Annotated in this window: 20 protein-coding genes; 4 read left to right on the top strand and 16 right to left on the bottom strand. The window is 71.4% G+C overall.

The features are described 5' to 3' along the window. Nucleotides 1-35 precede the first annotated feature (35 nt). Nucleotides 36-1,220 carry an acyl-CoA desaturase gene (locus LPA41_RS23635; RefSeq protein ID WP_229072944.1) on the top strand — a complete coding sequence of 395 codons (1,185 nt, stop codon included), beginning with the start codon at nucleotides 36-38 and terminating at the stop codon, nucleotides 1,218-1,220. 481 nt (nucleotides 1,221-1,701) lie between these two features. On the opposite strand, the gene LPA41_RS23630 is transcribed toward LPA41_RS23635, so the two are convergent. From LPA41_RS23630 to LPA41_RS23580, 11 genes are all read right to left on the bottom strand, one after another. Then, the gene (locus LPA41_RS23630) at nucleotides 1,702-1,995 is read right to left on the bottom strand and encodes a putative quinol monooxygenase (protein WP_229072943.1); all 294 of its coding nucleotides are present in this window, start codon (nucleotides 1,993-1,995) and stop codon (nucleotides 1,702-1,704) included. Nucleotides 1,996-2,113: 118 nt separating this feature from the next. After that, a complete protein-coding gene (locus LPA41_RS23625; protein WP_229072942.1) occupies nucleotides 2,114-3,553 on the bottom strand; it encodes a 6-phospho-beta-glucosidase in 1,440 nt (479 codons plus the stop codon). 7 nt (nucleotides 3,554-3,560) lie between these two features. Further along, on the bottom strand, nucleotides 3,561-4,625 hold the full coding sequence (locus LPA41_RS23620) for a PfkB family carbohydrate kinase (protein ID WP_229072941.1): 1,065 nt from the start codon (nucleotides 4,623-4,625) through the stop codon (nucleotides 3,561-3,563). A 43-nt stretch (nucleotides 4,626-4,668) separates the two neighbouring features. Next, the gene (locus LPA41_RS23615; RefSeq protein ID WP_229072940.1) at nucleotides 4,669-5,163 is read right to left on the bottom strand and encodes a hypothetical protein; all 495 of its coding nucleotides are present in this window, start codon (nucleotides 5,161-5,163) and stop codon (nucleotides 4,669-4,671) included. 134 nt (nucleotides 5,164-5,297) lie between these two features. Then, nucleotides 5,298-5,807 carry a GAF domain-containing protein gene (locus LPA41_RS23610; RefSeq protein WP_229072939.1) on the bottom strand — a complete coding sequence of 170 codons (510 nt, stop codon included), beginning with the start codon at nucleotides 5,805-5,807 and terminating at the stop codon, nucleotides 5,298-5,300. Between the two features lies 1 nt (nucleotide 5,808). Continuing rightward, nucleotides 5,809-6,072: a hypothetical protein gene (locus tag LPA41_RS23605; RefSeq protein WP_229072938.1), complete on the bottom strand. Its 264-nt coding sequence runs from the start codon at nucleotides 6,070-6,072 to the stop codon at nucleotides 5,809-5,811. A gap of 104 nt (nucleotides 6,073-6,176) precedes the next feature. After that, entirely contained in the window at nucleotides 6,177-7,799 is a 1,623-nt protein-coding gene (locus LPA41_RS23600) for a methyl-accepting chemotaxis protein (RefSeq protein WP_306469611.1), read from the bottom strand. A gap of 90 nt (nucleotides 7,800-7,889) precedes the next feature. Next, nucleotides 7,890-9,470, bottom strand: coding sequence for an MFS transporter (locus LPA41_RS23595; protein WP_229072936.1), 1,581 nt, complete (start codon nucleotides 9,468-9,470; stop codon nucleotides 7,890-7,892). 65 nt (nucleotides 9,471-9,535) lie between these two features. Next, the gene (locus LPA41_RS23590) at nucleotides 9,536-9,985 is read right to left on the bottom strand and encodes a MarR family winged helix-turn-helix transcriptional regulator (protein WP_229072935.1); all 450 of its coding nucleotides are present in this window, start codon (nucleotides 9,983-9,985) and stop codon (nucleotides 9,536-9,538) included. Nucleotides 9,986-10,013: 28 nt separating this feature from the next. Beyond that, nucleotides 10,014-10,493 (bottom strand): hypothetical protein, encoded by a 480-nt coding sequence (locus tag LPA41_RS23585; protein ID WP_229072934.1) that lies wholly within the window; start codon nucleotides 10,491-10,493, stop codon nucleotides 10,014-10,016. Nucleotides 10,494-10,624: 131 nt separating this feature from the next. Then, on the bottom strand, nucleotides 10,625-11,398 hold the full coding sequence (locus LPA41_RS23580; RefSeq protein WP_229072933.1) for a TIGR02452 family protein: 774 nt from the start codon (nucleotides 11,396-11,398) through the stop codon (nucleotides 10,625-10,627). Nucleotides 11,399-11,442: 44 nt separating this feature from the next. Here LPA41_RS23580 and LPA41_RS23575 point away from each other — a divergent pair, with 44 nt between their 5' ends. Further along, on the top strand, nucleotides 11,443-11,730 hold the full coding sequence (locus LPA41_RS23575; protein ID WP_229072932.1) for a hypothetical protein: 288 nt from the start codon (nucleotides 11,443-11,445) through the stop codon (nucleotides 11,728-11,730). A 60-nt stretch (nucleotides 11,731-11,790) separates the two neighbouring features. Here LPA41_RS23575 and LPA41_RS23570 read toward each other — a convergent pair whose 3' ends face one another. The 5 genes from LPA41_RS23570 to LPA41_RS23550 form a co-directional block, all read right to left on the bottom strand. Next, on the bottom strand, nucleotides 11,791-12,147 hold the full coding sequence (locus LPA41_RS23570; RefSeq protein ID WP_308036603.1) for a hypothetical protein: 357 nt from the start codon (nucleotides 12,145-12,147) through the stop codon (nucleotides 11,791-11,793). Between the two features lie 47 nt (nucleotides 12,148-12,194). Then, entirely contained in the window at nucleotides 12,195-13,196 is a 1,002-nt protein-coding gene (locus tag LPA41_RS23565; protein WP_229072930.1) for a TAXI family TRAP transporter solute-binding subunit, read from the bottom strand. Beyond that, nucleotides 13,193-15,265, bottom strand: a complete 2,073-nt coding sequence (locus tag LPA41_RS23560) for a TRAP transporter fused permease subunit (protein ID WP_229072929.1) — start codon at nucleotides 15,263-15,265, stop codon at nucleotides 13,193-13,195. The genes LPA41_RS23565 and LPA41_RS23560 overlap by 4 nt, the downstream gene beginning before the upstream one ends. 60 nt (nucleotides 15,266-15,325) lie before the next feature. Further along, nucleotides 15,326-16,921 (bottom strand): methyl-accepting chemotaxis protein, encoded by a 1,596-nt coding sequence (locus LPA41_RS23555; protein WP_229072928.1) that lies wholly within the window; start codon nucleotides 16,919-16,921, stop codon nucleotides 15,326-15,328. 214 nt (nucleotides 16,922-17,135) lie between these two features. After that, nucleotides 17,136-19,436 (bottom strand): beta-galactosidase, encoded by a 2,301-nt coding sequence (locus tag LPA41_RS23550; protein WP_229072927.1) that lies wholly within the window; start codon nucleotides 19,434-19,436, stop codon nucleotides 17,136-17,138. Between the two features lie 208 nt (nucleotides 19,437-19,644). Between LPA41_RS23550 and LPA41_RS23545 the strand changes: the two genes are divergently transcribed. Together LPA41_RS23545 and LPA41_RS23540 are read left to right on the top strand one after the other, a co-directional pair. Continuing rightward, nucleotides 19,645-20,958, top strand: a complete 1,314-nt coding sequence (locus LPA41_RS23545) for an ABC transporter substrate-binding protein (protein ID WP_229072926.1) — start codon at nucleotides 19,645-19,647, stop codon at nucleotides 20,956-20,958. A 58-nt stretch (nucleotides 20,959-21,016) separates the two neighbouring features. Then, nucleotides 21,017-21,988, top strand: coding sequence for a carbohydrate ABC transporter permease (locus LPA41_RS23540; RefSeq protein ID WP_229072925.1), 972 nt, complete (start codon nucleotides 21,017-21,019; stop codon nucleotides 21,986-21,988).

Below are 21,988 nucleotides of genomic sequence, written 5' to 3'. Positions count from 1 at the left end.
CCCCTTTCCCCGCAGACGAAGAACTGAGGAACACCGTGACCACTCTGCAGCGCAAGGACGTCAACCCCATCGCCCACCTCACCCCCGAGGACATCGAGGCGATCGGCCGCGAGCTGGACGCGATCCGCGACGAGGTCCTCGAGAAGCGCGGCGAGAAAGATGCCGCGCACATCCGCCGCATGATCAACGTGCAGCGCCGTCTCGAACTCGGCAGCCGCGCGGTGCTGCTGTTCTCCTTCTTCCCGCCGGCCTGGCTGCTCGGCACCGCCGGCCTCTCCATCTCCAAGATCCTCGAGAACATGGAGATCGGCCACAACATCCTGCACGGCCAGTACGACTTCATGCGCGACCCGAAGATCCACTCGACCACCTGGGAGTGGGACTCGGCCTCCCCCGCCGAGCAGTGGAAGCACTCGCACAACGAGCTGCACCACAAGTACACGAACGTGGTCGGCCGGGACAACGACCTCGGCTACGGCATCATGCGCGTCGACGAGCAGCAGAAGTGGGTGCCCGCGCACCTCGGCCAGCCGCTCTACAACTTCATCAACGCCATCTTCTTCGAGTACGGCATCGCCGCGTACGACCTCGAACTGGGCCGCAACCTCAAGACCAAGAAGCGCCGCGCCAACCCGGCCTTCCGCGCCGCCCTCCGCCAGGTCGGCCGCAAGATCCGCCGCCAGGTCGCGAAGGACTACGTCGTCCACCCGCTGCTGTCCGTCCCGGTCGGCCTCGCCTTCGGCAACCCGCTCGGCGCCCTTTTCGGCACGATGAGCGCCAACGCGGTGGCAAGCGTGGTCCGCAACCTGTGGAGCCACTCGGTCATCATGTGCGGCCACTTCCCGAGCGGCGTCGAAACCTTCGAACGCACCTCCATCACCGGCGAGACGCGCGGCGAGTGGTACCTGCGCCAGATGCTCGGCTCGGCCAACATCTCCGGCAGCAAGCTGATGCACATCATGACCGGCAACCTGTCCCACCAGATCGAACACCACCTCTTCCCCGACCTGCCGGCCAGCCGCTACGCCGAAATCGCGCCGAAGATCAAGGCCCTCTTCGAGAAGTACGAGCTCAACTACGTCACCGGCCCCCTCGTCGTCCAGGTGGCGTCGGCCTGGGCCAAGGTCTTCCGCCTCGCCCTCCCCAACCGCGAGAAGCCCAAGGAGATCGACCACTCCATCCCCCCGCGCCACCCGGCCGCCGAACCCGCCACGGTCTGACTCACCCCGCGCCCGCCGTCGCCGACCACCCCCGGCGACGGCGGGCCGGTCCGCGTCAGCGGGCGGACCTGCGTCAGCGGGCGGACCTGCGTCAGCGGGCGGACCTGCGTCAGCAGGCGGATCTACGTCAGCAGGCGGATCTGCCCGCTGACGGTCCGCTCAAGCCAGCCATCCCGCTCAAGCTGACCGATCCCCAGCGGCCGGTCCGCCGAGTGGCCCATCCGCGTTGCTGTCATCGATCAGAGCCCGGCTGTCACCCACGGTCGTCGCCGACACCTCCGGAACAGCCACCAACGACAGCCCACCACCCAGCTGTCACCCACGGCCGTCACCAACCACCCCCAACCAACCACCAACGACAGCCCACCACCCAGCTGTCACCCACGGCCGTCACCAACCACCCCCAACCAACCACCAACGACAGCCCACCACCCAGCTGTCACCGACCGCCCCCATCGCCTGCGGGCAACCACAAGGCGGGCTACAAGAGGCCGCCCACGATGGTGGCCTCTTTGCTGTCGAACTCGCCGGTCAGCATCGGCATGGCGGCAGCGATGGCGGCGCGCGTCTCGGGCAGGCGCAGCGACACGTCGTGGTGTTCTTTGCTCTCCCACAGTTCGCTCACCAGGATCGTCTGCTCGTCCTGGTCCGAGACGCCCACCGCGTAGAGCCGGCACCCCGCCGCACGCAACCCGTCCGCCCCGCTCACCAGGATCGACACCACTTCGTCGCGGTGGCCGGGTTTCGCCTTCATGGTGTTGACATATCCGTACATACTCGTACTCCTCATTGCGGGGGAAGGTCGCCGCCACGGGCCGCTGACCTCCGCGGACGTCGCGAAGGGGTACGGCCCGGGTCGACGCGGACCGCCTGTCGGAACGGATCGTTTTCGGTCAGCGTAGGTAGCTCAGTTCGCTGAACTCCGCCCGGTAGGCGTCGACCAGCCGGGCCGCGAGCCGCTCCGAGTCGACGAGGGGGTGGGCGGCCATGGCCCGTACCGCGGCGAGCCGTGACCCGGACGCCGCCGCCTCCAGGACGCCGCGCTCGGCGGATTTCACCGCACGGACCAGGCCCACGCCGTGCTCGGGCAGGGGCGCAACGGGTTCCGGCGCGGCGCCGCCGGCGTCCACTGTGCAGGGCACCTCGATCACCGCGTCGTTGTCGAGCACGCTGAGGGTGCCCTGGTTGCGCACGTTCAGAATGAGGCGCGCCGGCTCGTCGCGGGCCAGGGCGCGCATCACGGACAGCGCGACGCCTTCGTAGCCGGCCGGGCGCGACTCGTCGTGGGCTCGCTCGCCGGCGCCGGCGAGTTCGCGGTTCTCCGCCATGTAGGTCGCCTCGCGTTCCCGCCAGGCCCCCAGCCAGGTTTCCAGCGGGTCACCCGGCCCGGCCAGCGAGGTGTAGCAGCGGTCCTGCTGCTCGAGCAGGAACTCGCCGCGGGTCTGGTCGGCCGCCCGGACGGCGGCGAGGGTGCCGGCGGGGTCGTAGTAGTAGTGCAGGTACTCGTTCGGGATCGCTCCCAGCTCACGCAGGCGATCGACGCCGAAGAGCCGCCCCTCCTCGATCGTCCCGAGAAGCGCGCCGTCCGCGAGGAGCCCCGGCAAGAGGTCAGCCGCGCCCGGGGCCGCGCCGCCGGTGAACCCGGACAGCGAGCCCGAGGACAGACCCGGAACCGCGCCGCCGACCGAGCCGGACAGCGAACCCGGAACCGCGTCGCCGACCGGATGCAGCCCGTAGAGCCAGCCCAGATGGTTGAGCCCCGCGTAGTCGACCCGGGTGGTGGCGGGGTCGGCGCCGGCCGCCCGGAGCACCCGGTCGGCGAGGCCTGCTGGTGAGTCGCAGATGCCGATCACCCGGTCGCCGAGTTCGGCCGTCATCGCCTCGGTGACCAGGCCGGCCGGGTTGGTGAAGTTGATCGTCCAGGCTTCGGGGGCGAGACGGGCCACGGTCGCGGCGATGTGGTGGGCCACGGGGACGGTACGCAGACCGTACGACAGGCCGCCCGCACCGACCGTCTCCTGGCCGAGCACGCCGAGGCCGAGCGCCACCCGTTCGTCGCGGACCCGGCCGCGCAGCCCGCCCACCCGGATCGCGCAGAACACGAACGCGGCACCGGTCACGGCCTCGCCCAGGTCGGTGGTGGTGACGACGGCGGGCGCGTCCGGCACGTCGCGGGCCAGGGCGGTGAGCACCCGCCCGACACCGGCGAGCCGGCCGGCGTCGACGTCGTGCAGCGCCACCTCGGTGATCCCGGTGCGCCGGTGATCGGCGAGCAGGGCCCGGTAGACCAGGGGGACGCGGAAGCCGCCGCCACCCAGGATCGTCAGTCGCATGCTGTCCTCAGTGTTCGGCCCGGGCGTCGGAGAGCCGGGCGATCGTGGCGGTGGCCCGGTGCACCGCGGCCCGCCGGCCGGGCGGGATCACGTCGTCGAGGAAACCGAACCGCCGGGCCAGTTCGGACTCGGCGGACTCGTCGTGCCGGCGGCCGGCGGCGCAGCGCACGTCACGCCACCAGTCGGCGATGTCTCCCCAGCCGGGGGCCGAGAGCGACCCGCCGAAGTGCTGCACGGACAGGGCCGCGACCAGGTTGGCGAAGGCGAGCCGGTCGGCCAGCGGCCAGCCGCTCAGGGTGCCGGTGATGAAACCGGCGGTGAAGACGTCACCGGCGCCGGTCGGGTCCAGGGCCGCCACCGGCACGGCCGGGACGGCTGCCACCTCACCGGTGCTCGCGTCCACGGCGAGGGCACCGTCACCACCGCAGGTGACCACCACGACGGGGGCCAGACCGGAGAGTTTGTCGAGCGCCTGGCGGGGATCGTCGGTACGCGTGTAGCGCATCGCCTCGACCGAGTTCGGCAGGAAGGCGTGGCAGTCGGTGAGCGCCGCGAGCACGTCACGCGACCACGTGTCGGTCTCGTCCCACCCGACGTCCGCGAACACGAGCGTGCCCGCCGCCTTGGCCCGGTGCACCCAGCCCATCCCGGAACCGGCAAGGCTCACGGCCGCACTGCGGGCCGCGGGCAGCCCGTTGACCAGCCCGTCCGCGTCGGTCGGCAACGGGTGCCCATGAGTGATCATGCTGCGGTCACGGTCGTAGGCGAGCGAGACCGTAACCGGTGAATGCCAGTCGTCCACGCGTTTCGACCCGGAGAGGTCGATCCCCTCCTGCCGGCTCAGCACCTGGTGGCAGAACTCGCCGTAGGCGTCGGTGCTCAGCGCCGTGCCGAGCCCGGTGTGCAGGCCCAACCGGCTGGCCGCGACCGCCAGGTTGGCGACGCCGCCGGGGCACGAACCCATCCCGGGCGCCCACACCTCGGTCCCGGGCTCGGGCAGCTCACGAAGACCGGTGAAGATGACATCGAGATACACCACCCCCGGCACGAACAGGTCGAGCTGCTCAGCCATCGTCCGATCTTACCCCCGCCCCGGTAGGTGAAATATCCATTGATCATCGTGGTGTGCGCAGGTCGGCATGGGCGGCGCGCAGGGTGTCGACCACCCGATCGGTACCGGCGGGACGTGCCGCGTCGAGCGCCTGCCACGCCTCGTCGAGCGCCTGGGTGAGCTCGCGGATCCGCCCGGCGTGCTGGCGGCGCACATCCGCCCGGACCTTCTCGATGCGCTCCAGCCAGCCGGCCTCGGCCCGGGGCGCCGCAGCATGGATCGGCGCCACCGGCCGCTGCGCCACCGGAACCCCGGCGGGCGGCGCGCCGGAGGACGGCGCCGAGGCCGGTGGCGCCCCGGCGGGCGGCCTGCCGGCCGGGGGGCCCTCCCCCGGCAGATCCTTGATCGGCACGATGGCGGCGATCGGCCGGCCGCCGTCGACCACGACCGTGACCTGGCCGGTCAGCCCGGTCACGCGCACGAGTTGCTGAAACCGCAGGCGCGCCTCGGCGATGCTGAGCTCGAGGCGACGGCGGATCGGTGTGGCTGGTTGTCCCATGTGGCGATGATGCCGCCTGCCTATGACATTTTTCCGGCGGCGGCAGACGGACGGCGCAAAAGGCGAGATCAGGCCGCGACCGGAGAAGCGATCGCCACAAAATCAAGCGGTAGGAGAAAGGGCGGGAACAAAGATCAGGCGGGGTACGCCTGCAGCAACCGCATCACCTTCTCGGCGCCGTCGGTCAGCACCGCCAGGTCCACATCGGTGAAGATCCGCCGCCGGGCGTCGATCACGCAGTGCGCCCCGATCACCTGGCCGCCCACGCCGAGCAGCGGCACGCCGAGGTAGCTGCGCAGCCCGGTCATCCGCAGGAACGGGTTGTCGATGTGCTTGGGGTCCTCGTATCCGTCGATGACGCAGTACGGCTCACCGGCGAGCACGGTGTGCGTGCACATCGCCCACTCGGCGGGGGTGCCCTGTGCCTGTTCGACCCATCCGGACACCCCGTGCGAGCCGAGTATCAGCTGGGAGGTGTCCAGCACCACGGAGACCAGTGACACCGGCGCCTCCAGCAGGGTGGCGCTGCGCTCGGCGATCTCGTCGAGACTGGTTCGCAGGTCGGGGTTGAGCAGGTCGAGCCCGGCGATGTCCCGCATCCGCTCCGGCTCGCCGAGTCGGTCGTAGAGTTCGGTGTGCTGCACGTCAGCTCCTGGCGATGGTCAGTTGTGCGGCGGCGAGTTCGGTGTGGGTGGTGACCCGGATCCGCAGGGCGAGCGCGCACAGCCGGGTGGTGGGGTCGGCGGCGGCCATCGCGGGCAGCAGCCGGTCCAGCGAGGTGTCCGACCCGGCGGCCCGGACCAGCTGTTCCCAGATCTGCGGACCGTTGTCGCCGTGCACCCGCAGGACGGCGGCGCGGGCGTCGTCCGCAGTCGGGCGGTTCAGCCCGTACGGTGCGTCGTTACTCATCCAGTACTCCGGTTCGAGGTGGGAAGGCCGGCGACGGGAGAGGATCGGGGAGCGTGGGGGCCGGCAACTGAAGGATCGGCGGCAGGGCTGCGGACCCGAGGGATTCAGTGCTTGAATCCGCCGACCAGGTTGGCCAGGTCGCCGGCGAGCCGGGTCAGGTCGGCGGCGGCCTGCTGGGTGGCCCGGGCGCCGTCGGCGGTCGCGTTCGCGACCTCGGCGACCCCGGAGACGGTACGGGCGACGTCCCCGCTGCTGGTGGCGGCGTCCGCGACGGACCGGCTCATCTCGCCGGTGGTCGCGGTCTGTTCCTCCACCGCCGAGGCGATCGTGGTGGTGTAGTCGCCGATCTGCTGGATCACGTGGGTGATCTCGCCGATCGCCGCGGCCGCCGAGTTGCTGGACTCCTGGATCGCGCCGATCCGCTGGGTGATCTCCTCGGTGGCCTTGGCGGTCTGCTGCGCGAGTTCCTTGACCTCGCCGGCCACCACGGCGAAGCCTTTGCCGAGTTCACCGGCGCGGGCCGCTTCGATGGTGGCGTTCAGGGCGAGCAGGTTGGTCTGTTCCGCGATGCTGGTGATCAGCCGGACCACGTCGCCGATCTCGGCGCTTGCCGCACCCAGTTCGGCGACCTGGTTGTTGGTGCGTTCGGCGACGGCCATGCCTTCCTGGGCGACCCGGGCGGCGTGGGACGCGTTCGAGGCGATCTCGGCGATCGAGGCGCTCATCTGCTCGGCGCCGGCAGCGATCGACTGGACGCCGGTGTTCACCTCTTCGCTGGCGGAACTGGCCGAGTCGGCCTTGGCGGCCACGTCGGCAGAACCGCCCTGAAGCTGGGCGCTGACCGTGGAGAGTTCCTCGGAGGCGCCGGCCAGGGTGGCCGCGGAGCCGCCGATGGTGTTGACGGTCTCGCGCAGGCGCAGGACCGCGGTGTCCAGGGCCCGGCCCATCCGGCCCGGCTCGTCGGCGGAGGTGAGACCGGAGGTGCGGGTCAGGTCGCCGTCGGCGAGGCCTTCGCAGACGTCGGTGACCCGGCTCAGGGAGCGGACGATGCCGCGGGCCACCAGCAGGCCGAGGGCTAGCGCGCCGAGGAGGCCGGCGACGAGCAGGCCGATGGACTGCAGCCGGCTGGACTCGTAGGAGTTGCGGGCGTCCTCGGCGGCCTGCGCGGCGGATGCCTTCTCCATCTCGGTCATCTCCCCGAGGTGTTCCTTGACCTCGGTGATCAGACCGGCCATCTCCCCGTTGCGGACCTGCGCCCAGGTGGCGAGGTCGTTGCGGGCGGATGCCGGGAGCAGCTGGTCCTCGGCGAGGTCCACGACCTGCTGCCAGTCCGCCCGGACGTCCTCGATCATGGCGGCCGGCGGAACCGGGTTGGTTGCCAGGTACGCCGTCCAGCCTTCCTCGATGGCCTGCACGTCGTCGGCGAACGCCGTGGCGTACTGCTGCTTCGTGGCTGTGTCCCGGTTGACCGCGTTGTTCGACAGGTCCAGCCGGGCCTGGGTCATGTCGTTCTGCACGTCGCCCAGCGCCGCCACGCCGAGCACGTTGCCGCTGTAGATTTGCTGCGCCGAGTCGCTCGCACTGCTGAGCGCCCGCAGCCCGAGCACCCCGACCAGGAGGGCGACGGCAGCCGCCACACTCACCGCCACCAGGACCTTGATGTTGACACTGAGGTCCGCCCAGAACCCGCGGCCGCCGGCCCGCGGCACCACGGCCTCCGCTGTCATCACACTCATGTACAACCAGTCGGCAACCTGCCCCCACCTGCTGAGACCCCGGCGCGCAGACGGTACGCGCCGGGGTCTGTGGTGCCGGTGTTACTGGTGTGCCGGCGTGCCGCGGCGGATCCCGGCGACCGCGACGACCGCACCGGCGAGGCAGAGGATGCCGGCGACGAGCGCCGCCGTGTGCACCCCGTGCATGAAGGCGGTTCCGGCACCGTCGACGACCGCCGCCCGTACCGCATCGGTCATCTCCGCCGAGACCGGCGCGACGCCCATGCTCACCGCGTCCTCGGCCTCGGTGAGGCCCTGCGCCAGGGGCGCGGGCACGCCGGCGCCGGTGAGCGAGTCGACGAGCGTGCTGCCCACCCGGCTGCTGATCAGGGAGATCAGCACCGACGTGCCGAGCGCGCCGCCGATCTGCAGCATGGTGGCCTGGAGCCCGCCGGCCACACCGGCGTCCTTGACCGGAGCGTTGCCGACGATCGCCTCGGAGGACGCGGCCATCACCATGCCGACGCCGAGGCCGAGGCCGACGAAGGACGGCCACATCGCGTTGAAGCTGGAGTCGGTGTCGAGCAGGAGCAGGCCGAACGAGGCGGCACCCTGCAGCACCATGCCGAGCGGCATGGTCAGGCGCGGGCCGAACCGGTCGGTGAGTGCCGCGCCGATCGGGGAGGCGACCACCGAGGCGAGGCTGAGCGGCAGGGTGAGCACGCCGGCCATCACCGGGGTGTAGCCGCGCACGTTCTGCAGGTACAGCATGATGTAGAAGATCGAGCCGAGCAGCGTGAAGAAGTTGATCGCGGTGATCACGGCGCCGATGGTGAGGGCCGGGTTACGGAAGAGCCGCATCGGGAGCAGCGGGTGTTCCTGGCGCGTCTCGTACCAGCCGAAGACGACCAGGATCAGCAGGCCGGCCACGATGGTGCCGATCGTGCTCGCCGAACCCCAGCCCCAGGTCTCGCCCTTGACCACGCCGAAGACCAGCACGAGCAGGCCGGCCGCGAGCAGCAGCACGCCGGGCACGTCGAACCGGTGCCGTCCGGTGGAGTTCTTGCTCTCGGCGAGGACCCACGCGCTGAAGGCGAGGGCGATGACGCCGATCGGCGCGTTGATGTAGAAGACCGACTCCCAGTTGACGTGCTGCACCAGCAGGCCGCCGACGATCGGGCCGAGCGCGGTCGAGACCGAGGAGACCATGGCCCAGATACCGACCGCCATGCCGAACTTCTTCGGCGGGAAGGTGGCGCGCAGGATACCGAGCGTGTTGGGCATGAGCAGCGCACCGAAGAAGCCCTGGAGGGCGCGGAAGGCGATGACGCCCTCGATGGAGCCGGCGAGTCCGATGGCGACGGACGCGACGGTGAAGCCGGCGACGCCGATCAGGTAGTAGCGGCGCCGTCCGAACCGGTCACCGAGCTTGCCACCGAGGATCAGCGCGGCGGCCAGGGCGAGCAGGTAGGAGTTGGTCACCCACTGCAGTTCGGCGGTACTGGCGCCCAGGTCGCGGCCGATCTCCGGGTTGGCGATCGAGACGACGCTGCCGTCCAGGCCGACCATGAAGAGGCCGAACGCGACGGCGATCAGGGACAGCCAGGGCTTGCCCCGGCGGCCCGCCGCGCCGGGCGGGGAGTGTGCGGGGGTGGGTGATGCGGTCACGGTTGCCGGAGGCATGGTGGGGCTCCATCTGGGATGTTCCGATTGCGCTTGCGCGCGAGGCGATGCGGTACGGGGAAAGCTCAGCGACCGTCCGACCGGAGGAGTCCGGCCAGTTCCGTCAGGCTGGGCAACGCGGCACGCACTGCTGCCCGTTGCTCGGGGCCGAGCCGTTCCAGAGCTGTGGTGAGGTAGCCGGTGAAGAGTTCCTGCACCTCGTCGATGCGGCGCTGCGCCTCGTCGGTGGTGTGCAGGCGCACGACCCGCCGGTCCCGCTCGTCGGGTTCCCGGCGCAGCAGGTCGGCGTTCACCATCGCGGTGACCAGGGCGCTGGCGTTGTTGGGCCGCAGCTGGAGCTCGTCGGCGAGCTCGCGGACCGTGATGCCGGGGCGTTCCCGGACCTGCCACAGCGCGATGGTCTGCATCTCGGGCGGCTTGGGGTGAGCGAAATCGGACTGGATGCGGCGTTCAAGGTTGCGATGCAGCTGGTGTGCCAGGTGCATCAACGCCACAGCGTCGTCCGGTCCGGTCATGAGTCCATTATTAGGTATGACGGCATACCTATTTCAAGCCCGTGCGGGCCGCGTCACGTTTCCTCAGGTCGCGGTACGGCACGTCGGGAGTGATGCGCAACCGGCGCAGGACCGGCAGGAACGGATCACCGAAGGTGCGCGCCGCCGTGTTCAGCAGCAGCGCGGCCGCGACCATCCCGATCGCCGGCAGGCTCAGCAGCAGCGCCAGCACCGACCCGGCCAGGCCGCCCCAGACCATCACCCGCAGGCCGACGTCGACGACCGGGATGCCGCTCGGCCGCTCCCGGGTCCAGATCGGCAGGAACGAGGTGGCCAGCGCGAGACCGATCGCACCCAGCACCGCGGCGACCGTGAGAAAAGCCTGCGACCAGTCGTAATGACGGCCGATCGCCCAGCCGCCGGAGAGCACGCACCCGAACCAGACCTTGCCCAGCGCCCACCGGCCGAACCGGACCAGGACGTCGTCACCGCCCGCCGCCGGGTTCATCGCCGTCGGGTTCATCGCCATCGCAGCCCACCTGCCGGTCCCCTGCCGAGCGGAAGTCTCCGGTCAGCCTACCGGGGCCGGGCCCCGCCGCGGAGCTGTCGCCGCGGACCGCGCGGCACGATCTGCCGGGCAACGGTCCCCGCGCGGCACGATCAAGGGAATCGGGCCCGGAACACGTCGCGGACCTCCTCGCGGCGGTCCAGGATGGCGAAGACGACCCGCTCGAACCACGGTGCCGCGCGCAGCGCCGCGGCGAAGACGTCGGCGACCTGCCCCGGGTCGTTGCCGAAGACGCCGCAGCCCCAGGCGCCCAGCACGATCTCCCGGTGCCCGTGCGCCGCCGCCACCCGCAGGATCCGTTCCGCCCGCCCGGCCAGCACCCCGGGGACCTGCGGCAACAGGTCCGGCTGGTCACGGACGATCATCGCGCGGTTCGGGGCGGCGGCGGTGAGGAACGAGACCGGGTACGCCACCGCCAGCAACCGCCCCCGATCGTCCCGGAACACCGGCACCCGCGGCGAGTAGATCATCCGGTCGGTGTAGAGCAGGCCGCGGTCCGCCCGGTGGAACGCGTAGAAGTCACCGGCCGCGAGCAGGGACGGATAGAGCGCGGAACTGCGGGCCAGGCTCTCCTCCTGCGCCTGCGCCCCGTTGCGGAAACCACCACCCGGGCTGCGCGCCGAGGCGAAGTTCAGGCACAGCGGGTCGTCGAGCCGCGCCGCCGCGGCCAGAGTGGACTCGCCGGTGACCTCCACGACCGGCGGGCCGGCCACCGGCACCGGCTCCGGCAGCGGGTCGCCGGGCAGGTACAGCCGGGTACCCCGGACCGCGTCCGCTATCGCACCGGAGATGTCGGCCCCGCCGAGCCGCCCGTCCGCCACGATGGCGAGGGTCTCCGTCGCCATCGCCCGCAACCTCGCACTCATCCGCGCATCATGACAGCTCCCGCGATCATGGGGATACTGGCCGGATGACGGATCCAGGGTTGCTGCTGGTCGCGGTGGTGGAGATGGCGGCCGGGCGGGTGGCGGCTGGCCGGCGGTACGAGGACGACGTGCTCACCCTGCTGCACCGGCACGGCGGCGTCCTGGAACGGCGGATGCGCGACACCACGGACGGCACCGAGGTCCACGTGATCCGCTTCCGGGACCGCGCCGGCCTGCGATCCTTCCTGGACGACCCGGAACGCCGGTCCCTGCGCGCCCGGCTCGGCGACGCCGCACCCACCACCCGGGTCCTCGAGGTCCACGACGTCTGAGCAGCGCGCGGGCGAGCGGCACGCCGGTTCAGACGCACGGCTCAGAGGGCCGGGCGCGGCTCAGGCGGCCAGGCGGAAGAGTTCGGCGTGGACCTGCCGGGACGGGACCCGCAGCGACCGCAGGGCGGCCAGCACCGCCCGGGTCAGCGGCGCCGGGCCGCAGACGTAGACGTCGCGCACGGCCACGTCCGGCACCAGGGTCAGCAGGTTCGCCGGTTGGAAGGGCTGGTTGCGCCCGCCGGTGCGGCCGCTGATCACGTGCAGCCGGGCGCCCCGGGCACGGGCCAGGTTGCGCAGTTCGCCGAGCAGGACCGCGTCGGCGGCGGTACGCACCCGGTAGAGCACCACCACATCGGACCCGATCGCCGGGTCCTCCAGCAGCGCCCGGATCGGGGTCACGCCGATCCCGCCGGCGATCAGCAGCGTGGCCTGGCGCGTCCGCCGGGCCAGGGTGAACGCTCCGTCTACTGCGGCGCGCCGAGGTCGTCGAGCGCCTTCGTGGCGCCCCGGTGCACCGGCACCGGATCGGTCGCCCGGGCGGTGTCCAGGCTGATCTCCTTGGCCGCCGCGTTCGCCTGCTCCAGCTGGGTCTTGCGGTCGAAGAGCGTCTTCGTCAGCACGCAGGCCACGTCCGGGTCGAGGTCCTCGCGGACCAGCAGGACGTTCGGGACCACGATCGTCTTCACGTCGGCGGGGGTCCGGTAGGTGGCAGCCGGGATCACGCCCTCCTGGTACACCTGGTTGGTCTTCTGCAGCTCCGGCAGCAGCGGCGTGATGTCGAGGAACTCGACCTGGTCCTTCGCCGTGGTCAGCAGGTCGGTGATGCCCGGGGTGGGCAGCCCGCCGGAGAAGAACAGCGCGTCGATCGTGCCCTCCTTCATCCCGTCGACGGTCTTGGTGAGGTCCAGTTTCTGGGCGCTGACGTCGGACTCCGGGTTCAGCCCGGCCGCCGTCAGCACGCGCTGGGCGATCACCTCGGTGCCCGACTTCGGGGAGCCCGTGGAGACCCGTTTGCCCTTCATCCCGGCGACGTCGGTGATCCCGGCCGCCTTGCGGACGATCACCTGGGTGTAGTTGGTGTGTATCCGGGCCAGCGCGGCCACCGGCTGCTTGCCGGTGAAGCTGCCGGTGCCGCCGACCGCGTCGGCGGCCGTGTCGGCGAGCGAGAACGCCACGTCGTAGGTGCCCGCGACCAGCTGCTGGATGTTCTGCACCGAGGCGCCGGTCTCGGACGCGGTCGCCTGCACGTTGCCGCCGCTCGCGTTGACCTGCTCGGCGTAGGCGTTGCCCAGGGCGAAGTAGACGCCCGTCGCGTTGCCGGTCGCGATGCCGACCCGGGTGGCCTGGCCGACCTCGCAGGTGACGTCGCCGCCGGCGTCGGTGGCGGCGCTGTCCTGCCGGCCGCCGCAGGCCGCGACGGTGGCGAGCAGGGCGCCGGTCAGGGTGATGCTCCAGATCCTTCTCATGCACTCCTCCGAGGAGTCGGGTCGGACGGCTCAGGCTGATCGATCGGTGCGGGAGCGGATGCGGGTGCCGCCGGTGGGGGTGCCGGTGGATGGTCGCGGCGGTGCAGGGCGGCCAGGACGGCCGCTGCCACCAGGGCGGCGGCGCCGGCCGCGACGGCGACCGGTTCCAGGTAGAGCAGGGCGAGGCCGGCGAGCGCGGCGAGGACGCGGCTCGGTGTGCCGGCCGGGCCGATGCCGAACACCCAGCCGCCGGCGGCGACGGCCAGGCCGAGCACGGCCAGTGCCGCCACCACGGTCGCCCCGAGCACGCCGGCGGCCGGCCCGCGGGCGAGCAGGTGCTCGCCGTTCTCGGTGAGCACGAACGCGATCGGGACCAGGAACGCCGGCAACGCGTACTTCAGCGCCTGCCACATCGTCGGGATCGCCCGCCCGCCGGTGATCGCGCTGGCGCCCACCGCGGCCAGGGCGGTGGGCGGTGTTACCTCGGAGAGCACCGAGTAGTAGAAGACGAACATCGCCGCCGCCGGCGCCGGCACCCCCAGGGCGAGCAGCGCCGGCCCGATGATCACCCAGCCGATGATGAAGCTGGCCGTGACCGGGACGGCGAGACCCAGCAGGGCCAGCGCGACCGCGGCGAGCACCACGGTCAGGGCGAGCACCGCGGCCGGGTTGTCGGTGACCGCCTGCGCACCGCTGACCAGCAACGACGCGAGCTGGGCGCCGAGGCCGGTCTTGGTCGTGGTGGCGGTGATGATGCCGGCGGCCGCGCAGACCGCGACGACCGGGAGCACGCCGCGCACCCCGGCGGCAAGGGCCTCGAACACCCGGCGCGGGGTCAGCCAGACCCGCCGGTCCAGGAAGGACAGCGCCGCCGCCAGGACGGTCGCGTAGACGACCGCGCGGGTCGCCGACTGGCCGAGCGCCAGCAGCACGACGATCAGCACGAGCGACGAGAAGTGGTAGCCGAACCGGAGCAGCAGGCGCCGGGCGCTCACCGCCGGGGCCTCGACCGGCCGGACGCCGAACCGGCGCACGTCGATCTCGACGGCGAGCAGGATGCCCAGGTAGTAGAGGACCGTCGGGATCATCGCCCAGCCGAGGACGGTCAGGTAGGAGACGTTCAGGTACTCCGCGACGATGAACGCGGCCGCGCCGAGGGTGGGCGGGGAGAGGATCGCGCCGACCCCGGCCGCGGCGAGCATGCCACCGGCCTGCTCCGGCGGGTAACCGGCCTTGCGGAGCATCGGCCAGGTGACGGCGCCGACGCTCACCGCGGTGGCCGTACCCGATCCGCTGACCGTGCCGAGCAGGAAGCCGGCGGCGACCGCTGTCCGCCCGGCGGCGCTGCGCGAACGGCGGAAGGCCGCGACCGAGAGGTCTACGAAGAACCGGCTGGCGCCGGAGAGTTCCAGCACGGCGCCATAGATGGTGAAGAGCACGATGTACGTGGCCGCGACGTCCAGCGGCGTGCCGTAGAACCCGCTGCCGGAGTTGTAGAGGGCGTCGACGATCTGCGCGAAGTCGAGTCCGGCGTGCGCGACCGGCAGGTGCTGGGGCAGCAGGCCGCCGTAGTAGCCGTACGCCAGGAAGCCCAGGCAGACCACCGGGAGCGCCCAGCCGGTGGTCCGGCGGCAGGCTTCGACGACGAGCACCAGCAGCACCGCGCCGAACGCCACGTCCACGGATTCGAGCAGGCCCTGCCGGTTGAGGAAGGCGTCGTAACCGCCGCCGAACGGGTTCACCGGATAGAGGCAGACCACCAGCGCGAGCACGGCCAGCAGCAGGTCGGCCACGGTGGGCCGGTCCCGGCCGCCGCGGGTCCCCAGCCCCATCCGGTAGGCGAGGAAGACCAGCGGAAGCGTACCGGCCAGGAAGATGATCAAGTAGAACTGGCTGCCCTGGGCGAGCGGCCGGAAGACCTGCCAGAGCACCAGCAGCGCGACACCGAAGGCGACGATCGAGACGAACGCGCCGAACCGGCCGGTCAGCGCGCGGGCGGGTCGCTCCTCCTCGTCGTAATGGACGGCCGCGGGGTCACCCGGCCCACCAAGAGATCGATCTTCGCCCATGAAACGGACAGTACTATGTCCACTCTTATCTGTAACGACGCTTACCCTGCCGGATGACGGTCAGCGGGTTATCTCGAACCTGCGCACCGCACCGGTCAGCTCGTCGGCCATCCCGGCCAGCTCGTGCGCCGCCGACCGGGAACCCTCCAGCCCGCTCGTGGTGGCCTGCGCCGCGTCCGCCACGTCACTGATGTTGCGGGCGATCTCCTCGGCGCCGCCCGCGGCCTCGGTGACGCTGCGACTGATCTCCCCGGCCGTCGCGGTCTGCTCCTCCACGGCCGAGGCGATAGTGGTCTGGTAGTCGCTGATCCGGATGATCACTTCGGAGATCCGTTCGATCGCGGCGACCGCGCTCGCGGTGTCCGACTGGATCTCCTGCACCCGCCGGCTGATCGTCTCGGTGGCCTTCGCGGTCTCCTGCGCCAGCTCCTTGACCTCGCCGGCGACCACCGCGAAGCCCTTGCCCAGCTCCCCCGCCCGAGCCGCCTCGATCGTCGCGTTCAGCGCCAGCAGGTTCGTCTGCTCGGCGATCTGGTTGATCACCTTCACGATGTTGCCGATCTCGTTCGACGACTCGCCGAGCTTGGCCACGATGCCACTGGTCTCGTGCGCCACCGCTACCGCCTCGTTGGCGACGCCCGCCGCGTCCGAGGCGTTCGTGGCGATCTCCCGGATCGAGACACCCATCTGCTCGGCCGCCGCACTCAGCGTGCTCACGTGCCGTGCCACGTCACCCGCCGCCTGCTGGGCCGCGGACGCACGGTCCGAGGCCGTGGCCGCCCCACCGGCGAGGTTGTCGTTCACCGCGTTCAGGTTCCGGCTGGATTCGAGCACGGTCGCCGCGCTGCCGTTGATCACCCCGACCGCGTCGCGCATGCCTGTCGTCGCCCGGCGCAACGCGTCGGCCATCTGCCCGATCTCGTCACGGCTGCGCACGTCGGCCTCCCGGGTCAGGTCACCGCCCGCCACCGCCTGCAGCACCTCGGTGAGCCGGCGCACCGGCCCGACAAGGGCCCGCACCACCAGCAGCGCCACCGCCAGGCCGATCAGCAGGCCGACCAGGCCGATCACCAGCACCTGCGTGGTCACCGAACCCTTGGCCTCGGTGACCTCGTCGGTCGCCTGGACCGCCTGGTCCGCGTGCGCCGACTCCAGCGCGGCGAACTGCTCGTCGACCTCGGTGAAGACGGTGGTCGCCTCGTTCCACCCGGTCCAGAACCCGGACAGGTCCCCCTTGGCCGACGCCGGGAGCATCACGTCGTCGCGCAACGTCAGGAACCGGTCGTAGCCGGTCCGCAGATCCGACGCCACCGCCGGGTCGGCACTCAGCGGCGCGTACCGCTGCCACGTCTCGTCGAACTTGTCGTCGAGATCCGCCACCTGCCCGGTGATCTTCGTCCGGTACTCGGCGCCGGACATGAAGTAGTTGAGCGTGAACATCCGGTTGCGCAACGCGTCCTGATGCAGGGCGGCCAGCAGCTGGATCGGTGTCACCCCGTGGTCGTAGACCGCGCGCGACCTGGTCTCGACGGTACGCAGGCCGCCGACGGCGATACCGATCACCGCGGCGCAGGCGATCGCGACCGCCACGACCGAGGTGATCACCTTGACGCCCAGCGGCAGGTCGTTGAGTCGTTGCAACGGCGAACGGGACATGCGACGTCACCTTCCGCGCGGCCATTCCTCCCCACCCCACCTTCGGCACCCCGGCGCACCCGCTGAGTCCGGCCGATGCGGGGCTCGCACAACAGCACGACCTGATCGACCCGGACACCATGGATCCTGACACCCCGCTCGACCAGGAGAACGGCGCCGCCAAGGCCGTGGCGTGAGACTCAGCGTGCGGGCTGGGTCGGCCGGTCGGGGTGGGTCAGGGGGCCGGTTCGGTGGCGGCGGTGCGGGCGAGCACCTCGACGGCGTCGATGGAGAGCAGCTGGTCCTCGACGCCGGCGAGGCGGGCGCGGGCGTCCGCCGGCAGGTGGACCGGGGTGCCGGCGGCCAGCGGCAGCAGGTGCAGGGTGACCTCGGCGCCGGCGCGGTGACCGGCGTCGGTCAGGTTGACCAGCCAGTCCGCGCCGTCCCAGAAGCGGTCGGTCACGGTGCGGCCGTCGATGCGCAGCTCGCCGACGTCACCGGCCCAGGTGATCCGCAGCAGCGGGTCGAGGGACTTGTCGGCGGCCCAGTCGGGCAGGGTCAGGCTGTGCACGGCGGCCAGTTCGTCGAAGACGTCGGGCGCGGGTGCGGACGGGCGGCCGTCGTGCTTGCCGTAACTGACCGGGACCGCGCCGGCCGCCGGCCGCAGCGGTTCGGCGGTGACCGGCACGGGCGCGGGCGGGGTCGGCGGGACGGCGCCGAAGTCGGCGAAGGCCTGCCGGGACGGGTCGTACACCCGTACCCCCGGGGTCGTCGTGGCCTTGACCCGGATCCGGCCCGAAGCGTCCCACTGGAGTTCGTCGTCGCTGATCAGCAGGCGGCGGACCGGCTCCTCGACCACCCACACCGACGCCGCTAGGCCGGCCGGGAGGACGAGGACGTCGAGACCGCCGAACCGGTGCGGGGTCCGGCCGGGCTCGATGTCGTGCACCCGCACGCCGCCGGGCCCGTGCACGGCCACCTGGGGTGCGATGCCCGCGTCGGCGACCAGGACCAGCGTCGGCACGTCGCCGGGCAGCAGGGTCAGCGCCGTGGCGGTGGCCCAGGCGATGCGGACGCCGCCGGCGGTCAGGTTGACCGGCCAGCGGGCCAGGGTGCCGGGCGGGATGTCGATCGGCGCCGGCGGGAACTCCACGACCTCGTCGTCGAGCGTGATCCGGAACCGGGCGCCGCGGTACGTCGCGAGCGGGATGTGCGGCTGATGCCAGGCCACGAAGACGAAACCGGACCGGCCGTCGCCGCGCAGCGCCCAGCGCAGGGTCTCGCCGTCCTCGACACCGGTGGGCCGCACGTCGGGCAGGGTGGAGGGCATCTCGGCGAGCCGGTCACCGAAGGCGAGCAGGAACGCGTGCTGGCGGCGCAGTTCGGCGTGGCTGGGGGCCAGGGCGCCGGCCTCACCGATCGGGGCGTGGAAGTCGTAGCCGAGACGCGGCAGGTCGTTCGGGTACCCGGTGGCGTGCGACTCCTGCATGCCGTCCGGTGCGGACGGGTTGGTGCCGCCCGAGTACATGTAGTAGCCCTGCCAGGCCGAACCGTTGCCGATCTTGCAGTGCGCGATGGCGGCGACGTCGAGGGCGTCCGGCCGGGGCCGCCGGTGGTACGCGGTCGCCATGCCACCGGCCAGCTCACACGTCGCGGCCGGGAAGTCGTCGGAGGGCGTACGCGGTCCGCCCTCGGCCGCCTGGATGTTCTGTGCCCGCCGCACGTCCGCGCCGATGCCCGGGTCGTCCCAGACGTGCGAGAAGAAGTAGTGGTCCCGGAAGTTGGGTGCCCAGGGCGCATCCGGTTCCACCCAGAAGCCGTCACCGTACCCGCCGTAGAGCGGTAGCACCTCGGCCTCGGGCAGTTCGGCGCTGTCCCAGGCGGTCGCCGTCCAGATCGGTGCGGACATGCCGGCCTCGCGGGCCATCCGCTTGAGGGTGCGCAGGTGCTCGGGCTGGGTGTACAGCTCGTTCTCCAGCTGGATGCCGAGCACGACACCCGCCTCGCCGGCACGGCCGGCCAGGGTCGCGCCGATCTGGCCGAACCATTCGGCGACCAGTTCCAGGTAGGCGGGGTCGTCGGTGCGGTGCCGGACCGGTGCCTGCTGCACCCAGTCCGGGAAGCCGCCGTTGCGGGACTCGCCGTGACACCACGGGCCGATCCGCAGCACCACGTCGAGGCCGGTCGCGACCGCCAGGTCGACGAACGCTGCCACGTCGAGGTTGCCGTCGAAGCGCGCCTCACTGCGGCGGCCGGAGTGGTGCAGCCAGAAGAGGTAGCTGGCCACCACGGTGACGCCGCCGGCCTTCATCTGGCGCAGGCGCTCGGCCCAGCGCTCCCGGGGCACCCGGCTGTAGTGCAGCTCGCCGGAGACCGGGACGACCGGCACGCCGTCGCGTTCCAGGTAGCGGTTGGTCAGCGAGATCCCGGCCCGGACGTCCTCGTCGTTGCTCATCCGCGGGCGGCGCAACGGCGTCGCCCAGGCCTGGTGGCGAACGGTGAGCGGCTCGGGCCACGAGGTCGGTTCAGTGGGCACGAGTACCCCTCCTTGCGATTTGACTGTAACCGGTCACAGGCCGGTCCGGCCGAACGATACACAGGCGTAACGGGTCAGACGCAAGGGCTTGACACATCGCCGTAACAGCAGCACTGTAACCGGTCACAGGCCCCACCGAGACGCTCGTCACTCGGCTGGGCCCGTCCACGGCTGCCCGTCCCCCGGCCAAGCCGATCAAGGAGGATCGATGAAGACAAAATTCGCCCCGCTCATGGCGGCTTTGACCGCAGCGGCTTTGTTCACCGGCACCGCCTGCAGCAGCTCCGACTCCGGCGACACCGCCGCGGCCGACCCGAACGAGAAGGTCGCGCTGACGTACTGGAGCTGGACGCCGAACATGGACAAGGTGGTCGCCGCCTGGAACGCGGCGAACCCCAACATCCAGGTCACGGTCAACAAGCAGGACGGCGGCGACCCGGCCGTCACCAAGCTGCTGACCGCGGTCAAGGCCGGCAGTGGCGCGCCCGACATCATGCAGGCCGAGTACCAGAAGATCCCCACCCTGGTCTCGGCGAACGCGATCACCGACATCGCCGGTGAGGTCGGCTCCCTCAAGGAGAAGTTCCCGGAGGGCGTCTGGAACGGCGTGACGCTCGGCTCCGACGCCGTCTACGGCGTTCCGCAGGACTCCGGCCCGCTGATGTTCTTCTACCGCTCGGACGTGTTCGAGTCCAACGGCCTGGCCGCCCCGAAGACCTGGGACGACTACGCCGCCGCCGCTGAGAAGATCCACAAGACGGACCCGAAGCAGTACCTCGGCACCTTCTCGGCGACCGACGCGGGCCTGTTCACCGGCCTCGCCCAGCAGGCCGGCGCGTCCTGGTGGGGCGTGACCGGCGACGCCTGGAGCGTCAACATCAACGACGCCGCGACCCAGAAGGTCGCCGCCTACTGGGGCGGCCTGGTCGAGAAGGGCGTCATCGACAACAAACCGATGTACACCCCGGAGTGGAACGCCGCCCTCAACGACGGCACCCAGGTCGGCTGGGTCAGCGCCGTGTGGGCGCCGGGCGTGCTCGAGGGCAGCGCCAAGGACACCAAGGGCAAGTGGGCGGCCGCGCCCATGCCGCAGTGGGACGCCGCCGCGCCGGCGACCGGCAACTGGGGTGGTTCGGCCACCAGCGTGACCGCCCAGAGCAAGCACAAGGCGCAGGCCGCCAAGTTCGTCACCTGGCTCAACAGCGACCCGGCCGCGCTGAAGCTGCTCGCCACCGACGCCAACATCTACCCAGCCGCCACCGACGCGTCCGCCGTGCTGACGGCGCCGCCGGCGTTCTTCGCCGACCAGGCGGACTACTACACGATCGCCGGTGACGCGGCCAAGGCCGCCAAGCCGTTCACCTACGGCCCGAACGTCAACGTCGCGTACAGCGCGTTCAACGACGCCTTCGGCAAGGCCGCCGAGTCGAAGAAGGCCGCCGCCTTCACCGAGTCGCTCGCCACGATCCAGCAGACCACGGTCGACGACCTGAAGAACAGCGGCTTCACCGTCGCCGGTTGAGTTCCTCGCCGGGCGGGGCCACGGCCTCGCCCGGCGCGTGCGGAAGAAAGGTTCGGCGATGTCGCTGATCATTGACAAGCCCGCGGCGCCGGTGCGGCAGAGCGCGGCACGGCCCCCGCGGGCGAGGACGAGACGGAGCGGGACACCGTACGCCTTCCTCGCACCCGCCCTGGTCCTGTTCACCCTCTTCCTGGCCGCGCCGATCGTCTACGCCGGGTACCTGAGCCTGCGCAAGGTGCAGGTCAAGGGACTGGGCCTGGGTGCGGCGTCCCGGACCGAGGTGTGGGCCGGGCTGAGCAACTACGCCCGCTCGCTGACCGATCCCGACTTTCTGCCCAGCGTGTGGCGCGTCGGGGCGTACGGCCTGATCGTCGTCCCGGCCATGCTGGGGCTGGCCCTGCTGATGGCCTTGCTGCTGGACGCCTCCCGCACCCGGGAATCGATAAGCAAGTTCGCCCGGATCGCGATCTTCCTGCCGTACGCGGTGCCGGCCGTGGTCGCCTCCCTGCTCTGGGGCTTCCTCTACCTGCCCCGGGTCAGCCCGATCACCGACCTGTTCGAGGCCGCCGGGATCACCGCGCCGAACCTGCTCTCCTCCGACCTGACCCTGTGGGCGGTCGCGAACATCGCGATCTGGGGTGGCACCGGCTTCAACATGATCGTCATCTACACGGCCCTGCGCGCGGTGCCGACCAGCCTGTACGAGTCGGCGCGCATCGACGGCGCGTCCGAGGTCGCCATCGCCTGGCGCATCAAGATCCCGATCGTGATGCCGTCGCTCGTGATGACGTTCGTGTTCTCGCTGATCGCCACCCTGCAGGTCTTCGCCGAACCGATGACGCTGCGGCCGCTGGCCAACACGATCTCGACGACGTGGACACCGCTGATGAAGGTCTACCGGGACGCGTTCACCCGCAACGACATCTACGCGGCCGCCGCCACCTCCGTGATCATCGCGCTCGCCACGTTCCTCCTGTCCTTCGGCTTCCTCAAGCTCGTCGGACGCCGGGCGTTCAACCAGGAAGACTGA

Source organism: Actinoplanes sp. DH11, from assembly GCF_020873875.1.
Lineage (GTDB): Bacteria > Actinomycetota > Actinomycetes > Mycobacteriales > Micromonosporaceae > Actinoplanes.
The sequence above is the reverse complement of the archived record's forward strand: the minus strand, read 5'-3'. Positions and strand labels throughout refer to the sequence as shown.

What these genes read in the sequence shown, in the direction of transcription:
- LPA41_RS23630 (WP_229072943.1), bottom strand. Translation starts at nt 1,995, where the DNA reads ATGTACGGATATGTCAACACCATGAAGGCGAAACCCGGCCACCGCGAC.
- LPA41_RS23625 (WP_229072942.1), bottom strand. Translation starts at nt 3,553, where the DNA reads ATGCGACTGACGATCCTGGGTGGCGGCGGCTTCCGCGTCCCCCTGGTC.
- LPA41_RS23620 (WP_229072941.1), bottom strand. Translation starts at nt 4,625, where the DNA reads ATGGCTGAGCAGCTCGACCTGTTCGTGCCGGGGGTGGTGTATCTCGAT.
- LPA41_RS23615 (WP_229072940.1), bottom strand. Translation starts at nt 5,163, where the DNA reads ATGGGACAACCAGCCACACCGATCCGCCGTCGCCTCGAGCTCAGCATC.
- LPA41_RS23605 (WP_229072938.1), bottom strand. Translation starts at nt 6,072, where the DNA reads ATGAGTAACGACGCACCGTACGGGCTGAACCGCCCGACTGCGGACGAC.
- LPA41_RS23600 (WP_306469611.1), bottom strand. Translation starts at nt 7,799, where the DNA reads ATGACAGCGGAGGCCGTGGTGCCGCGGGCCGGCGGCCGCGGGTTCTGG.
- LPA41_RS23595 (WP_229072936.1), bottom strand. Translation starts at nt 9,470, where the DNA reads ATGCCTCCGGCAACCGTGACCGCATCACCCACCCCCGCACACTCCCCG.
- LPA41_RS23590 (WP_229072935.1), bottom strand. Translation starts at nt 9,985, where the DNA reads ATGACCGGACCGGACGACGCTGTGGCGTTGATGCACCTGGCACACCAG.
- LPA41_RS23585 (WP_229072934.1), bottom strand. Translation starts at nt 10,493, where the DNA reads ATGGCGATGAACCCGACGGCGATGAACCCGGCGGCGGGCGGTGACGAC.
- LPA41_RS23580 (WP_229072933.1), bottom strand. Translation starts at nt 11,398, where the DNA reads ATGAGTGCGAGGTTGCGGGCGATGGCGACGGAGACCCTCGCCATCGTG.
- LPA41_RS23575 (WP_229072932.1), top strand. Translation starts at nt 11,443, where the DNA reads ATGACGGATCCAGGGTTGCTGCTGGTCGCGGTGGTGGAGATGGCGGCC.
- LPA41_RS23565 (WP_229072930.1), bottom strand. Translation starts at nt 13,196, where the DNA reads ATGAGAAGGATCTGGAGCATCACCCTGACCGGCGCCCTGCTCGCCACC.
- LPA41_RS23560 (WP_229072929.1), bottom strand. Translation starts at nt 15,265, where the DNA reads ATGGGCGAAGATCGATCTCTTGGTGGGCCGGGTGACCCCGCGGCCGTC.
- LPA41_RS23555 (WP_229072928.1), bottom strand. Translation starts at nt 16,921, where the DNA reads ATGTCCCGTTCGCCGTTGCAACGACTCAACGACCTGCCGCTGGGCGTC.
- LPA41_RS23545 (WP_229072926.1), top strand. Translation starts at nt 19,645, where the DNA reads ATGAAGACAAAATTCGCCCCGCTCATGGCGGCTTTGACCGCAGCGGCT.
- LPA41_RS23540 (WP_229072925.1), top strand. Translation starts at nt 21,017, where the DNA reads ATGTCGCTGATCATTGACAAGCCCGCGGCGCCGGTGCGGCAGAGCGCG.